We start from the raw sequence: 13,834 nt of genomic DNA, 5'->3' as shown, positions 1-13,834 counted from the left end.
GACCATGCAGCACGAACAGCGCTTCGGTGCGGGGATCTGGCACTTCGCCACCTATGTCGACCGCTATGCGACCGACGGATACGGCGACGCGCGCACCATCCTGGATGCGATCGACCTGGCGGGTCGGGTGCGGGACCTCTCCGTCGTCGACCTCAACTATCCGTACTTCGGCGGCGACTTCAGCCACGACCAGATCGAGTCGGCCCTCCGCCGCAACGACCTTGGCGTCATCGGCATCACCCCGGAGATCTACACCCGCGTCTTCGCGAAGGGCTCGTTCACGAACCCGGATCCGGGGGTGCGGCGCTGGGCACACGAGCTGGTGACCGAGTCCGCCGATGTCGCGCGCCGACTCGGCGCGGAATACGTCAAGTTGTGGCCGGGCCAAGACGGCTGGGACTACCCGTTCCAGGTCGACCACGGCGCGCTGTGGACCGCCTCGATCGATGGGGTCGGCAGACTCGCGTCGGAGAACCCGGACCTGCGATTCGTCATCGAGTACAAGCCGCGCGAACCGCGCGTGCACATGAGCTACCACTCGGTGTCGCGCACCCTGCTGGGAATCGAGCGGATCGGGCTCCCGAACGTCGGCGTCCTCCTCGACTTCGGGCACGCACTGTTCGGAGGCGAGTCGCCCGCGGACTCCGCGCAGCTGGCGATCGACCATGGCCGGCTGTTCGGGATCGACGTCAACGACAACCTCCGTGGGTGGGACGACGACATGATCGCCGGCAGCATCCATCCGATCGAGCTGTTCGAGTTCTTCTACACCCTCCGCAAGCACGACTGGCACGGTGTGTGGCAGCTCGACCAGTTCCCGTTCCGCGAGGACAGCGTCGAAGCGGCCGACGCGGCGATCGACTTCCTCAAGCAGATCTTCCGCGCCCTGGACACGCTCGACGTCGACGCGCTGATCGCCGCGCAGGCGAAACACGACTCCGTCGCCGCACTGCGACTCGCCAGCTCCGCCCTTTACACTGCGCACGCGGACGCGTGCGATCGACACCTGAATCCATGACGGTGGCCAAGGCGGGAACCACTGCTGCTGCAGCGTGTTCCGCAGCGCCCATCGCACTCGAAGGAGAGACGATGACCGAGCGAGCATCGACCGAAACCGTATCCGCATCGCAACCGCTCAGGTTCCGCTCGCTCGCCGCGTTCGGATCGGGAACGGCCGGCGTCGCGTTCTTCATGATCCCGACGGCATCGCTGATGCTGTTCTACTTCACGGATGTCGCAGGTATCTCGGCAGCTGTCGCGGGCGTGATCATCCTGCTGATGCGGGGACTGGACGCCGTCGTGGACATCCCACTGGGGCTGATCATCGACAAGTGGAAGCCGGGGCGGTTCGGCAAATTCCGCCGGTGGCTGCTCATCATCCCGATCCCCCTCCTCATCACGACAGTCGCGCTGTTCTCCATCCCGCAGTTGGGTCCGGTCGGCACCGTCGCGTGGGCGGTCGTCGCCTACTCCCTGTTCGGCGCGCTCTACAGCTGCCTCGACATCCCGCTGGGATCGATCGGCGCCTCGATGACGCAGCGACCAGCCGACCGCACCAAGCTCTCGAGCGCCCGTTCGATCACGCTCCTCGGCGTTCAGACGCTCGTCGTCGCCCTCGTGCTGCCGATGCTGACCCCGGACCGCGATCTGCGCACCGTGTTCACCGTCACCATCCTCATCCTCGGGGTCATCGGCACGAGCCTCGTCGTGACTGCCGCTTTCGGGACCCGCGAGCGTGTCGCACGACCCTCCGGTTCCGTCTCCGCCCGAGACGGCCTGCACATGCTCATCACGAACCGACCGCTCCTGATCATCTCCTTCGCGGCGTTCCTCTGCTTCTCGGCGGCCGCGGTCTTCAACGGGGCGATGATCTATTACATGCGCGACATCCTGGGCGCGCTTCAGCTCGCTCCGATCGTCTCGGGGATCTCTTTCGCGCTCACCGTCACCGCTGCGATGCTGGCACCTTGGCTCGTGCGCCGCATCGGCAAGCGGCGGACCTTCTTCGTCGCCGCGACGACGTCGCTCGCCGGCACGATCGTCCTGCTGTTCGCCGATGGCGTCGTCGCTGGATTCACCGGCATCGGCCTGTTCAACGGCGGACTGGGACTCATCGTCGTGATGTGCTTCGCGATGCAGGCCGACACCGTCGAGTTCGGGCAATGGCGCACCGGGGTTCGTGCCGAGGCCGTCGCCTTCGCCGTCTTCGCGTTCGTCACGAAATGGGCTGCGTCGCTCGGCGGTGCCCTGGGAGCGTTCGTTCTGGCATGGGGCGGCTACGTCGCAGGACAGGCGATCCAATCGGAAACGGCGCTCGGCGGCATCCGGATGTCGTTCGCCGCGGTCCCTGCCGTGCTGGTGGCGCTCGGCATCGTGCTCGTCGCCTTCTATCCGCTCACCGACGCCCGCTTCGCCGAGATCGCGCGCGAGCTGGAACTCCGTGAGAGCGACGACTCCGGCTCATCGCGCGAAGCCGCGCACGTCGCGGCGTCGGCACAGTAGATGACGGCAGGAAGGGACACACACATGCGCGCAATCGTCTTTGCCTCAAAGGGAGAGCTCGCGGTACAGGACCGCCCGGTGCCCGCCCCCGGGTACCGCGAGGTCCTCATCGAGACCGCGGCCGTCGGCATCTGCGGTACGGACGTCCACGTGCTGGACGGCGAGTTCGAGGGGACCGTCTTCCCGCTGGTGCCCGGTCACGAGGCGACGGGCGTCGTTCGCGCCCTCGGAGAAGGGGCTGCCGGCGGCGTCGCGGACCTTCATGTGGGTGATCACGTCGTCGTCAACCCCAGCAACGTCTGCGGCGACTGCGAATACTGCCTGAACGGTCATCAGAACCTGTGCAGGTTCTGGGACGGACTAGGCGTCGTCGCCTCCGACGGCGCTTCGCAGCAGTTGTTCACGGCTCCCGTGCGCAATGTCTACAAGCTGAAGCCCGAAACGGATCTGTACGAAGCCGCGCTCATCGAGCCGCTCGCGTGCGCCATCCGAGGGTGGGACGTGCTCCCTCGCCGCCTCGGCGACCACGTCCTCGTCTACGGCTCGGGCACGATGGGCCTGCTCATGGCACAGCTCGCCACGCGCGCCGGCGCCGCGTCGGTGACGATCGTGGATCTCAACGAGGATCGGCTCCAGACGGCCGCGGAGTGTGGGATCGAGCTGCGCTACACCTCGGCGGATGACGCCGATCGTGCGCAGTGGGACGTCGTGATCGACTGCACCGGAAGCATCCGCGCGATCGAAGACGCGCTCAGTCGGGTCAGGCCGGCCGGGTACTTCCAGGACTTCGGCGTCGCCCCGGCGGATCGCACCGCGCAGTTCTCGCCGTTCCGGGTGTATCGCGACGAGGTGACGATCGTCGGATCGATGGCTGTGCACAACTCATTCGGTCGCGCGGTCGAGCTCTTCGAAGCCGGCGCCATCAACGCGACCGCGATGATCAGCCACTCCTTCACGCTCGATCACTACGCCGAGGCGCTGGAGATGTTCCGAGCCGGCAACGGGCGCAATCTGCAGATCCGGCCCAACGACACCGAGTCTCGCATCCTCATCGGTTAGATCGGCCGGCTCGCGGGCCCGACGCGGTCGGCGGTGGCGAAAGCGCCGCCGCCGGTTGAGAATGGCGCACATGACCTCGAAGCCGCTGCGAGAGTGGTCGTCCGAGGAGTTGCGCGTCCTTTCGGACGCGATCGAGATCGAGGTCTCGGCGTCGCGCGGCGATGGCGGCTTCGGCCGCTGGACGACGATCTGGGTCGTGGTCGCCTGGGCCGAGGTCTTCGTTCGCACGTGGCATCGGCGCGAGACCGGTTGGTACGGCGGGGCCGTGCGGTCGGGGGCGGCGCGGGTGCGTGTCGGCGACACCACCGTCGACGTGACCGTTGAAGCGATCGGTGACACGGATGCTGCGACCGTCGATGCCGCGTACCGCAGCAAGTACGGAAATCTCGCAGCCCGGAGCATGGTGACCGCGGAAGCCGCGGCATCCACCCTTCGTCTCATCCCTCGCCGCTGAGTGCGGACCAGGCCCTCGGGTCATCCGTGCAGCGTCTGGAACTCTCTGATCAGCTCGATGACGGGATCGCCGAGTTCGACCTGGGTGAGAAGGATCCCGATCGTGCCGTCGGGGTCGGCGTAGAAGTTCGTTCCTTGTCCGCCGGACCAGGTGAACCGCCCGGCGTGCGGGCCGGTCGCCTCGATGCCGACCCCGAACCCCCATCCCATCTCGTCCCAGAATGCGGGGGAGAAGAAGCTGTCCGGGGCTTTGGCGGCGGGCGGGGTCTGGTCGCGGATCATGGCGGCGGCGAGGTCGGCGGGCAGCATGCGCTCGCCCCGGGCGTCGCCGGTCTGCGCGATTCCGCCGTGCACGAGCATCCGCAGGAATGCCAGGTAGTCGTCGGCGGTCGAGACCAGTTCGGCGTGACTGACGTCGAAGCGCGGGGCGCCGGCGTAGAACCCGCCTCCGGCCGGTTCGGTCTCGGTCAGCCCGTCATCGGTGTGCCGGTATGCGGCAGGCAATCGATGAGCCTGGTCGAGCGGAACCCAGAACGCCGTGTCCACCATTCCGAGCGGACCGGTCAGGTCGTCGCGGAGATGATCGCCGGTCGGGCGACCGGTGACACGGGAGATGAGGATGCCCAGGATGGCGAACGAGTGGTGATAGCGCCATCCCTGTCCCGGTTGGAAGGCGAGCGGCAGTTCGGCCAGCCGCGCCAGCCACTCGTCGGCGCCCATCGCGACAGGATCGGCGCCCGCCTCGGTGCCGTTCTCGGCCATCGCCTGCTGCAGCGGCGAGGACACGGGGATCATCCCGTATCCGCTCGTGTTGGTCAGAAGATCGCGCACGGTGATCGGCCGCGACGCGGGCACCGTGTCGGAGAGCATCGCGTCCGGCGAGACCAGCACGCGGCGTTCGGCGAGTTCAGGCAGCCAGGGTTCGACGCTGTCGTCGAGGTCCAGGCGGCCGGACGCGACCAGACGCAATGCCGAGACGCTGGTGATCGCCTTCGTCATGGACTGTATCCGCATGATCGCGTCCGGGCGCATCTCTGCTCCGCCCACCGCGGCGCGACCGACCGCGACGGCTTCGAGTGGGTCGTCGCCGACGGCGAGCACGGCGACGGCGCCGGGGACGGTGCCCCACTTGATGTGTGTGCCCAGCAGATCCACCAACGGCGTGGTCATACCGGGAGTCTTCCACCGGCGGTGGCGCCTGACCATGACCGCGCGCCCGTCGACGGTGGTCGCCGGTGAGCGTACTCTGGCGCTCATCATGTGGGAGGCACCGTGACGAGGCGGCATGCTCAGCAGCAGATCACCCCGGACGAGCAGATCGCGCGATACGCGTACGTCCTCGGGAACGTGCCGGCGAGCGTCGCTGACAAGGCGTACGCCGCCGCGTACTTCCGGCTTTCCGCCGTGGAACGCGAGGAGATCCTCGGCCAGCTGAGTGCGGAGGTGCCGGGCGCGCCGAGGGAGGCAGCATCCGTCGATCCCGGCGCGTTCGCCACGCTCATGCGCGATCTGCTGGCACGCGATGCGCTGGTGCGCATCCGAGATGGCGTCGTCGTGGCCGCTGCGTTCGTCGCGAGCCCTCCCATCGCCGCGTACTTCACGACCGGGGCGGGGTCGGTGACGATGGAGCAGCAGCCGCCGTGGATCCACCAGTTGGCCGGGCACGAGACGGCCCCCGTCGACGGCGGGAGGACCCACCACCGCCCCGGTGTGCCCGGCTTCCTGCGCTTGGGCCACGACAACTCGGGTGACTCGCGGGAGTGGTGAATCGGGCGACCTGTCGGCGCGTCGTGCGCCGGAGTACCCTCTGGCGCAAGGAGGGCGTCAACGCAGCCGGTCCTCTCGGGAAACTGCGCGTGACCGTGCGCGGACACCGTCCCTCCGCATGTCCGCTCACCCGAAGGGCACCACCATGTTCAGGAAGCTCACTCCCCTCACCGCCGCGCTCCTCGCCGGAGGACTCGTCATCGCCGCGGCCGGCCCAGCGAATGCCGCCGTCGTCGAGCGCTACAGTCTCGACTTCTCGGACAGCGGGGTCGCAGACGACTTCTGCGGCGTCGGGCTGCAGCCCACGTTCACCTACGACCAGACCGGGTCCGGCTTCGTCATGAATCGGGGCAAGGACGGGCTGTTCTGGTTTCACGAGAAGCTCACCGTCGTGCGGACGTTCACCTACAACGGGATGACCGTCACCGACATCCAGCCCAACACCCTCGCCAAGGACCACAAGGTCGTCGACAACGGCGACGGGACGCTCACCGTCACCCAGCTCCTCACCGGCGGGGGCCGGACGCTCGGCAGTGACGGCAAGATCATCGCCAAGAACGACGGGCAGATCCGGGTGCGCCTGACGATCGACACCGCCACCGACGAGGTGATCGACGAAGAGCAGATCTTCGGTTCGACGGGCACGAACGACGACTTCTGCGATGCCGTCCTGGCCTACTGGGGTGTCTGAGGTGTGACTTCGCGAGCCGTGTCGGCGGCCGGCTTCTGCGCACGGCTCAACAGGACGAAGGGGACGGCCACCGCAGATATCACGCCGCTCCAGACCAGTGACGCGCCGTAGCCGCCGACATCCGCCACCCGTCCCAGCACCGGCTGGACGGCGACGCCGCCGGCGGAACCCATGAGCGAATCGAAAGAGAGCACGGTGGCGCGCTGCTTCGACGGGATCATGTCGTTGAGGTAGGCGCGATGCACGGGGTCGTCGATCGCCGACGCGATGCCCCAGAGTGCGACGAGCACGACGGCGACCCAGAAGTTGCGCACGAGTCCGATGCCGACCAGCACCAGCGCGCTGGTGATCGTCGCCAGAAGGATCGTCGAGGTGCGCCGGCGGAAGAGCTTGCGCACCCAGGGGGCGAGGGTGCCGCCGAGGATGGCGGTGCCCGACACCAGCGCCGCCGCGAGCCCGGCGACGGTGTACGCCTCGTCGTCGCCCCACAGCTCCAGGAGGTAGGGCTGCAGTGCGTAGAACACGTAGATGCCGACGCCTGCGGTGAACGGGCTCGCGAGCATCAGCCAGCGCACGGGTGGATCACCGAGGCCGTAGCGGATCGAGGCGCGCAGGACGGTGCGCGTCGCGCGCAACGGGCTCTCGCTCCGATCCGGTGTGAAGCCCAGGTCACGCATCAGCAGCGCGGCGACGACGAACATCACCAGCAGGATGGCGCCGCGGAGCAGGAAGGGAACGCCGAGGTTCGTCACCTGGGCGATGACACCGCCCAGCACCGATCCCGACAGCATCGCGACGCCGCCCACGATCTGCGCCCGGCCGAAGACGGTCTCGAGGCTGCCCGTGTAGCTGGTCGCCTTCAGTGCGTCGACGAGCCACGCATCCACCGCGCCCGAGAAGAACGTGAAGCCGAGACCGAGCAGCACCGACACGAGCGCCCACGCCCAGAACGGCGATTGCCAGACCCACAGCATCCAATACAGGATCGTCGTCACCGCCAGCGTGACCGTGCCGAGCAGGTACGAGGCCCGGCGTCCGACGGTGTCGGCCACGACGCCCGTCGGGATCTCGAAGATGAGCATCCCGGCGCTGAAGAACGCATTCGCCGCGAAGGCCTCGAGGTTGGAGAGCCCGGCGTCGAGCAGGAACAGCGTGTTGACGCCCCAGATGAGGGAGGCGGCAAGCGTGTTGCCGAGCATGAGCGTGTAATACGTGCCTTGCACCCTGCGCGGACTGGGCAGGGAGCCCGTGGCATCGGGCCTGGAGATCGCGGCACCGCCTCTTCCAACGGGATCTGACGTCACCGCGAACGTATCCCTCGCACGCTCCGACGGCTACCCCGATTTCGGTATCTGGAGACACCCGTGCTACAGTTACGAGTTGCCTTCGGGCAACCTCGCGTTCATCTCTCTGCCTCATCGTGGAGATGCAGATTCGAACGTCTCATCCTTCCCGCGGCTTCTGCACGCCGCCCCCGCGAACGCCAAGCTTCGCGCCAACGAACGAAACACATCACCATGCACTCCCACCTCCAGGCGCTCGCCTGGCGACAGGCCGACGACGATGTCTATGTCGCAACGCGCTCCGACGAATACGCTGGCTTCATCGATACGACGTCGAGCGGATTCCGCGCACACGGACCCCGAGGTGAGGACCTCGGGCTCCATGCGACACACGATCACGCCCGCGCGGCGGTCGCAGCATCCGCATCCTCACCGTTGTCGGCTCCGGCACCGGTCCACATCCGTCCGCACCGCATTCGTCGGCGCGGCACCCCCGGTCGCTCCGGCGGCCCGAAGAATAGGAAAGACACGATGGCCACTGGCACCGTGAAATGGTTCAACTCCGAGAAGGGCTTTGGCTTCATCGCTCCCGATGACGGCTCGGCCGATCTCTTCGCACACTTCAGCGCGATCGCAGGCAGCGGTTTCAAGGAGCTCCGCGAAGACCAGAAGGTGGAGTTCGACGCCGAGCAGGGCCCCAAGGGCATGCAGGCGGCGAACATCCGTCCGCTCTGACGCTCCCGCGTTCACAAGCGCCCGCCCCGGCTTCGGCCGGGGCGGGCGCTGCTGTTCACCTGGGCATCGCCTACGAATCAGGAAGTATTCCCTCCGGATCATGTGGGTCCACGTAACCTGAGGACAGCGATGGGCAACCGCCTCTGGCTTTCAACGGCCAAACGGTCCCCATCGGAACTGGTGCATCATCTCCTCCACCGCTCTCGAGTCCCGACTCGGTCCCGTCCGTCAGACGTACGCCGGCACGGCTGACTTCCCGCCGATGGCCCGCGCGTACACCGAGGTGTCGCAGGTCGTCCGCGAGACCGGTCTCCTCCGCCGTGCCGAGTGGTTCTACGCCCTCGTCGGCGTCGGCCTTCTCCTGGGCTTCGGAGGCGTCATCACCGGCTTCGTCCTGCTCGGCGACACCTGGTACCAGCTGCTGATGGCCGGTGCCCTCGGCATCCTGTTCACGCAGGTCGCCTTCCTCGCGCACGAGGCCGCGCACCGTCAGATCCTCGCGTCCGGCCCCGCGAACGAGCGGCTCGCGCGCTTCCTCGCCGCCGGCATCGTGGGCATCAGCCTCTCCTGGTGGAACAACAAGCACAACCGCCATCACGCGAACCCCAATCGGGTGGGCAAGGATCCCGACATCGAGGTCGACACGATCTCATTCCTCGAGACGGATGCCGCCTCCGCAGGTCGATTGCGCGCTCTGGTGACCCGCAAGCAGGGGTGGCTGTTCTTCCCGCTGCTCACGCTCGAAGGCCTGAACCTGCACGCGCACGCGTTCCGGCACCTGTTCTCGCGCGACGGCGTCAAGGATCGCTGGATCGAGCTCGCGCTCATCGCCGCGCGCTTCGCGGTGATCTGGACGCCGGTGTTCCTCTTCCTGCCGCTGGGGATGGCGTTCGCGTTCCTCGGCGTGCAGCTGGCCGTCTTCGGCGTCTATATGGGCGCGTCGTTCGCGCCGAACCACAAGGGCATGCCGATCATCGCCGCGGACGCGAAGCTCGACTTCTTCAGCAAGCAGGTGCGCACCTCCCGCAACGTCAGCGGCGGCTGGTGGGCGACCTGGCTGATGGGCGGACTGAACTACCAGGTCGAGCACCACCTGTTCCCCAACATGCCCCGGCCGCATCTCGCACGCGCCCGCGAGATCGTCATCGAACAGTGCCGTACCCTCGGCGTGCCGTACACCGAGACGACATTGTGGCGCTCCTACGGGATCGTCATCGACTACCTCAACCGCGTCGGCCTGGCAGCCCGGGATCCGTTCGACTGCCCGATGGTCGGGACCTACCGCCGGGGCTGACGCAGGCGCTCCGCCTGACGCAGCAGGTGCTCCTGCTCGAGGGCGCTGGTCGCGCGGCGCGCGGCCTCCGCGTATTCGGCGGCGGCAGCATCCGTCACGCCCGCCCGTTCGTGGAGGTATGCGAGCGCGGCGTGGTACCGCGGCACATCCTCGCCGACGGGGTGGAGAGCGGCGAGGCCCGCTTGCGGCCCGTCAGCCTCCCCGACCGCGACCGCACGGTTCAGGCGGATGACGGGAGAATCCCCGAACGTCAGCAGCTCGTCGTACCACTCGACGATCTGCACCCAGTCGGTCTCGTCGGCCGTCGGTGCGTCGGCGTGCAGAGCCGCGATCGCGGCCTGCGCCTGGTACTGACCCAGCCGGTCGCAGGCGAGGGCCGACTGCAGGATGGCGACGCCCTCCGTGATCGCGTCCACGTCCCACAGGGTGCGATCCTGCTCGGCGAGCGGGATGAGCCGCCCGCCGAGCACACGTGCCGGCTGCCGCGCATGGTGCAGCAGCATGAGTGCGAGCAGACCGTCCACCTCGGGCTCGTCGGTGAGCACAGCGAGCTGCCGGGTCACGCGGATCGCCTCGGCGGCGATGTCGATCTCGCCCGAGTAGCCCTCGTTGAAGAGCAGGTAGAGCACGCGCATCACGCGGGACAGATCGCCCGGCTGATCGAGTGCGATGCCGACGAGTCGCTGCTTCGCCCGACTGATCCGCTGCGCCATCGTCGCCTCAGGCACGAGGAAGGCATCAGCGATCTGCCGGGTCGTCAGGCCCGCGACCGCCCGAAGCGTGAGGGCGATCGCCGACGTCGGGGTGAGGACCGGATGGGTGCAGAGGAAGTAGAGCCCGAGCGTGTCGTCGTGCTGCGGGACCGGCCCGGGCTCGGGCTCCTGCGCGAGCCGTTCCTCGCGCGCGGTACGCGCCGTATCGCTGCGCACCTGATCGAGGAACGCGCGCCACGCGACCGTGACGAGCCACGCCCGGATGTCGCGCACTCCCTCTGGGCCCGGTCGCTCGAGTGCGCGCACCAGAGCGGTCTGCACGGCGTCCTCGGCCGACGCGAAGTCCGCGCCGCGCCGGACGAGGATGCCGACGACCTCGGGGATCGCGCGGCGCAGGGCGGCAGCTGGGCCGGGCGTGGGGGCCGCCTCGGTCATCCGACGTCGGCGGGCGGCGCGCTCATCACCTCACGGAGCTCGAGCCACTCCCCGAGCGGCGTGCCGCCGGCCCACGGCGCCGCCGACAGCTCGGAGGCGACGTCGAGTGCGCGCTGGTAGGAGTCGACCTCGATCATCATCCAGCCGGCGATGAGGTCCTTCGTCTCGGCAAAGGGGCCGTCGACGACGGGCGGGCGGCCCTCGCCGTCGAAGCGGACCCAGGCGCCCTCCATGGCGAGCCCCTCGGACGAGACCAATTCGCCCGAAGCGATGAGGCGCTCCTCCATGTCCTGCATGTACTGGATGTGCGCGGCCCACTCGTCCGGCGTGAGCTGATCCATCGGGACCGAGTTCACCGAGGGGCGTCCGCCCCGGTAGTGCTTGAGCATCAGGTACTTGGCCATGACAGCCTCCCGTTCCGGTGCGGCCCATTCTGGCCGCTTCAGATAGGAGACGGAACCGAACGCGCGATCTCTACATCGGCCGGTGAGGATCTCTGCCCAGGCCGAGCATCCTAGAATCCAGGGATGACCGCGCCGATCACCCTTGCGCGAGTATCGGCTGCGCGGCGCGGGGTCTCGATGCTCTTCGTCGCGAACGCGTTGGTGTTCGCGACGATCGTGACCCGCTACCCGGAGTTGAAGGATCGATTCGGCCTGGGTGAGCTGGCGTTCGGCCTGATGGTGGCGTGCGGGCCCGTGGGCTCCGTCGTCGGGAGCCTCCTCGCCGGAAGGCTGGTGAATCGCCTCGGCGCGGTGCCGGTCGCCGTCACGTCATCCGCGATCCTCGGCGCCCTGCTGGTGGGAGCGGGCTTCGCCGGCACACCGGTCGTCCTCGCGGTGGTGCTGTTCGCGATCGGGTTCGGGGATGCGACGGGCGATGTCGGAAACAACGCACACGGGCTCGCCATCCAGCGACTGATGGGCCGATCGATCATCAACGGCCTCCACGGGGCGTGGAGCGCCGGAGCGATCGCGGGTGCCCTGCTCGGCGCACTCGCCCTTCAGTTCGCGATTCCGATCTCCGTCCACCTGCCCGTCATGGGTGCCGTCATCATCGCGGGAAGCCTCGGCGCGCTCCCGCTCGTGCGGCTGCGCACCGAGCCGGCCCCGCGATCGGAGCACCCGCACTCCCGTCGGCATGGTCGGCTCAGCGCGATGCTCATCGCCGCCTGCGCCATCGCTGCCATCGGCGCCTTCCTCGAAGACCTCGGATCCACGTGGGGCGGCGTGTATGTGGTCGCGGAGACCGGTGCCGGTGTCGCCGAGGCAGCGATCCCGTTCGCCGCGCTGATGGGTGCGCTGACGCTGGGCAGGTTCGCCTCCGACGCGCTCGTCGACCGCATCGGTGCCGTCGGTACGGTTCGGGTCGGCGCTGTGGCGGCCTTCGTCGGACTCGTCACCGCCGTGTTCGCTCCCGAGACCTGGGTCGTCGCCGTCGGTCTCGGCCTGCTCGGGCTCGGAATCGCACCGATGATCCCGCTGGCGATGGACGCCTCCGAACGCGCGCCCGGACTCGACCCCGGGACCGGCCTCGCCGCCGCAGCGACGGTGATGCGCGTCGGCCTCCTCGCCTCGCCGTTGCTCGTGGGTGCCATCGCCGAGTGGGCCGGGCTTCGGCTCGCGATCGCTGTGTGCCTGCTCGTCCCTGCCGCGGCGCTGCTGCTCGCGGGACGGCTGCGCCATCCCGAGGTGTGAACCCGGAGCCGCTTCGCCGGCGCTGACCGACCTGCCGTCAGTTCACCGTCAGCACGGAGTGCGCGTTGGTGGCGGTGTCGCACGTCGTGATCCGCCAGGCCGGCGTGCCGTCCTCCATGACACGGGCCATCTCGATGATGAGCGGGCTCGGCCACTGCTCGCCGGAGAGCTGAGCCGCGGCGAAGGCGCTGGTGCCAAGCATCCGTTGTTCCGCCTCGGTGAGCTCTGTCTCGTGGGAGGCGATCACTCGCATCGTCCTGACGTCGACGATCGACTCCTTGCCGTAGCTCGGGTCGTCCACGCGCTCGCCGAACCCGTCCTCCTTCGTGTCGACGCTGCGAAGACGCCACACCCATTCGGAATCGACGTACTCGAGCCGCAGGCCGACGATGGTCCCGCCGACCGCGGGCGATTCGCCCGGCAAAGCGTCGAGGAAGTCGGTAGGCCACGAGAACTCCGCCGGCATGCAGGTGCCCGGGTAGTTCTCGCCGACCGCGGCGGGAGGATCGGGAACTGTCGAACACCCTGCGACGGTCAGTGCTGCGGCGAGAATCACGACGCTCATGACCACACGTGGTCGCGCGTTCATCCGTCACTCCCTCGTCCTCGACCGGCAACGGGAGCCTATCGCCGTCGACGGATGCCGCGACCCGCCGAGTCAGCGATCTTCGACGTCGACGAGCCATCCGGCGGAGGAGCGTGTCGCCCGCTCAGGTGGCGGGTCGCCGACCGCCGGCGGGGGAGCGTCCTCCGCTGCGGGCGCGAGCCGGACGCCGCGAACCGGCTCGAGCGCGGCCGTGTCCGGCACCGGCATGCTCTCGATCATGAACCGCGACGGTCGCGACGCGGCGAACACGCCGCCGCCGAGTTCGCGCCGGACCATCGGCCACTCCTCGCCTTCCGGTGGCAGGACCGCGTCCGGCGGCGCGCCGTGACCGGGCCTCCGCAGCGACTGCCGTTCCTCGACGTCGTGAGTGACCGCGTGTACGGCGACGACGCGCCCGCGGACTCGATCAGCGAACTCCTCCTCATGGTGCGACTCGATCGCGTCCACCGTTGCGGCGAGCGGCTGGCCGAGCAGTTCGATGAGGGACGGGTCCGGCGTGCGGGCCTGGATACCGAAGTCGACTTCGTCGCCGACGGCGAATGCGTTGCCGCAGCATGCCCATTCCCAGTCGGTGAGCCACACGCGAATCATGCCTGCC

General features: G+C 68.5%; 15 protein-coding genes. 9 read left to right on the top strand and 6 right to left on the bottom strand.

The genetic code is table 11. The features are described from left to right. Positions 1-4: 4 nt before the first annotated feature. The 4 genes from Q9R33_RS07510 (at position 5) to Q9R33_RS07495 (ending at position 4,015) form a co-directional block, all read left to right on the top strand. Positions 5-1,018, top strand: a complete 1,014-nt coding sequence (locus tag Q9R33_RS07510) for a TIM barrel protein (RefSeq protein ID WP_311293341.1) — start codon at positions 5-7, stop codon at positions 1,016-1,018. 71 nt (positions 1,019-1,089) lie between these two features. Further along, complete coding sequence (locus Q9R33_RS07505; protein ID WP_311293340.1) at positions 1,090-2,502, top strand: glycoside-pentoside-hexuronide (GPH):cation symporter; 1,413 nt, start codon at positions 1,090-1,092, stop codon at positions 2,500-2,502. A gap of 78 nt (positions 2,503-2,580) precedes the next feature. Then, positions 2,581-3,561 carry an alcohol dehydrogenase catalytic domain-containing protein gene (locus Q9R33_RS07500; protein WP_311293339.1) on the top strand — a complete coding sequence of 327 codons (981 nt, stop codon included), beginning with the start codon at positions 2,581-2,583 and terminating at the stop codon, positions 3,559-3,561. A gap of 70 nt (positions 3,562-3,631) precedes the next feature. Then, positions 3,632-4,015 carry a DUF2255 family protein gene (locus tag Q9R33_RS07495; protein WP_311293338.1) on the top strand — a complete coding sequence of 128 codons (384 nt, stop codon included), beginning with the start codon at positions 3,632-3,634 and terminating at the stop codon, positions 4,013-4,015. Between the two features lie 20 nt (positions 4,016-4,035). Here the strand turns inward: Q9R33_RS07495 and Q9R33_RS07490 are convergent, their stop codons facing one another. After that, complete coding sequence (locus Q9R33_RS07490; RefSeq protein WP_311293337.1) at positions 4,036-5,184, bottom strand: serine hydrolase domain-containing protein; 1,149 nt, start codon at positions 5,182-5,184, stop codon at positions 4,036-4,038. A gap of 102 nt (positions 5,185-5,286) precedes the next feature. Between Q9R33_RS07490 and Q9R33_RS07485 the strand changes: the two genes are divergently transcribed. Together Q9R33_RS07485 and Q9R33_RS07480 are read left to right on the top strand one after the other, a co-directional pair. Then, complete coding sequence (locus tag Q9R33_RS07485) at positions 5,287-5,781, top strand: hypothetical protein (RefSeq protein WP_310244693.1); 495 nt, start codon at positions 5,287-5,289, stop codon at positions 5,779-5,781. Positions 5,782-5,926: 145 nt separating this feature from the next. Next, positions 5,927-6,472, top strand: coding sequence for a hypothetical protein (locus Q9R33_RS07480; RefSeq protein ID WP_310244695.1), 546 nt, complete (start codon positions 5,927-5,929; stop codon positions 6,470-6,472). Here the strand turns inward: Q9R33_RS07480 and Q9R33_RS07475 are convergent. Next, a complete protein-coding gene (locus tag Q9R33_RS07475) occupies positions 6,457-7,671 on the bottom strand; it encodes an MFS transporter (protein ID WP_311293584.1) in 1,215 nt (404 codons plus the stop codon). The genes Q9R33_RS07480 and Q9R33_RS07475 overlap by 16 nt on opposite strands. Positions 7,672-8,286: 615 nt before the next feature. On the opposite strand from Q9R33_RS07475, the gene Q9R33_RS07470 reads away from it, so the two are divergent. Together Q9R33_RS07470 and Q9R33_RS07465 are read left to right on the top strand one after the other, a co-directional pair. Continuing rightward, a complete protein-coding gene (locus Q9R33_RS07470) occupies positions 8,287-8,490 on the top strand; it encodes a cold-shock protein (RefSeq protein WP_045296627.1) in 204 nt (67 codons plus the stop codon). A gap of 187 nt (positions 8,491-8,677) precedes the next feature. Beyond that, positions 8,678-9,784 (top strand): acyl-CoA desaturase, encoded by a 1,107-nt coding sequence (locus Q9R33_RS07465; RefSeq protein WP_056364935.1) that lies wholly within the window; start codon positions 8,678-8,680, stop codon positions 9,782-9,784. Here Q9R33_RS07465 and Q9R33_RS07460 read toward each other — a convergent pair. Both Q9R33_RS07460 and Q9R33_RS07455 read right to left on the bottom strand, forming a co-directional pair. Then, entirely contained in the window at positions 9,769-10,932 is a 1,164-nt protein-coding gene (locus tag Q9R33_RS07460; RefSeq protein WP_311293336.1) for a DUF6596 domain-containing protein, read from the bottom strand. The two genes, Q9R33_RS07465 and Q9R33_RS07460, sit on opposite strands and share 16 nt — an antisense overlap. After that, entirely contained in the window at positions 10,929-11,336 is a 408-nt protein-coding gene (locus Q9R33_RS07455; protein ID WP_056364929.1) for a YciI family protein, read from the bottom strand. The genes Q9R33_RS07460 and Q9R33_RS07455 overlap by 4 nt, the downstream gene beginning before the upstream one ends. A gap of 123 nt (positions 11,337-11,459) precedes the next feature. Here Q9R33_RS07455 and Q9R33_RS07450 point away from each other — a divergent pair, with 123 nt between their 5' ends. Beyond that, positions 11,460-12,629, top strand: a complete 1,170-nt coding sequence (locus Q9R33_RS07450) for an MFS transporter (RefSeq protein ID WP_311293335.1) — start codon at positions 11,460-11,462, stop codon at positions 12,627-12,629. A 37-nt stretch (positions 12,630-12,666) separates the two neighbouring features. Here the strand turns inward: Q9R33_RS07450 and Q9R33_RS07445 are convergent, their stop codons facing one another. Together Q9R33_RS07445 and Q9R33_RS07440 are read right to left on the bottom strand one after the other, a co-directional pair. Next, positions 12,667-13,194 (bottom strand): hypothetical protein, encoded by a 528-nt coding sequence (locus tag Q9R33_RS07445; protein ID WP_311293334.1) that lies wholly within the window; start codon positions 13,192-13,194, stop codon positions 12,667-12,669. 93 nt (positions 13,195-13,287) lie between these two features. Further along, on the bottom strand, positions 13,288-13,827 hold the full coding sequence (locus Q9R33_RS07440; RefSeq protein WP_311293583.1) for a DUF6578 domain-containing protein: 540 nt from the start codon (positions 13,825-13,827) through the stop codon (positions 13,288-13,290). Between the last annotated feature and the right edge of the window lie 7 nt (positions 13,828-13,834).

The organism is Microbacterium sp. PRC9 (genome assembly GCF_031844125.1).
Classification (GTDB): domain Bacteria; phylum Actinomycetota; class Actinomycetes; order Actinomycetales; family Microbacteriaceae; genus Microbacterium.
The sequence above is the reverse complement of the archived record's forward strand: the minus strand, read 5'-3'. Positions and strand labels throughout refer to the sequence as shown.

What these genes read in the sequence shown, in the direction of transcription:
- Q9R33_RS07510 (WP_311293341.1), top strand. Translation starts at nt 5, where the DNA reads ATGCAGCACGAACAGCGCTTCGGTGCGGGGATCTGGCACTTCGCCACC.
- Q9R33_RS07505 (WP_311293340.1), top strand. Translation starts at nt 1,090, where the DNA reads ATGACCGAGCGAGCATCGACCGAAACCGTATCCGCATCGCAACCGCTC.
- Q9R33_RS07495 (WP_311293338.1), top strand. Translation starts at nt 3,632, where the DNA reads ATGACCTCGAAGCCGCTGCGAGAGTGGTCGTCCGAGGAGTTGCGCGTC.
- Q9R33_RS07490 (WP_311293337.1), bottom strand. Translation starts at nt 5,184, where the DNA reads ATGACCACGCCGTTGGTGGATCTGCTGGGCACACACATCAAGTGGGGC.
- Q9R33_RS07480 (WP_310244695.1), top strand. Translation starts at nt 5,927, where the DNA reads ATGTTCAGGAAGCTCACTCCCCTCACCGCCGCGCTCCTCGCCGGAGGA.
- Q9R33_RS07475 (WP_311293584.1), bottom strand. Translation starts at nt 7,671, where the DNA reads ATGCTCGGCAACACGCTTGCCGCCTCCCTCATCTGGGGCGTCAACACG.
- Q9R33_RS07470 (WP_045296627.1), top strand. Translation starts at nt 8,287, where the DNA reads ATGGCCACTGGCACCGTGAAATGGTTCAACTCCGAGAAGGGCTTTGGC.
- Q9R33_RS07460 (WP_311293336.1), bottom strand. Translation starts at nt 10,932, where the DNA reads ATGACCGAGGCGGCCCCCACGCCCGGCCCAGCTGCCGCCCTGCGCCGC.
- Q9R33_RS07455 (WP_056364929.1), bottom strand. Translation starts at nt 11,336, where the DNA reads ATGGCCAAGTACCTGATGCTCAAGCACTACCGGGGCGGACGCCCCTCG.
- Q9R33_RS07450 (WP_311293335.1), top strand. Translation starts at nt 11,460, where the DNA reads ATGACCGCGCCGATCACCCTTGCGCGAGTATCGGCTGCGCGGCGCGGG.
- Q9R33_RS07445 (WP_311293334.1), bottom strand. Translation starts at nt 13,194, where the DNA reads ATGAGCGTCGTGATTCTCGCCGCAGCACTGACCGTCGCAGGGTGTTCG.
- Q9R33_RS07440 (WP_311293583.1), bottom strand. Translation starts at nt 13,827, where the DNA reads ATGATTCGCGTGTGGCTCACCGACTGGGAATGGGCATGCTGCGGCAAC.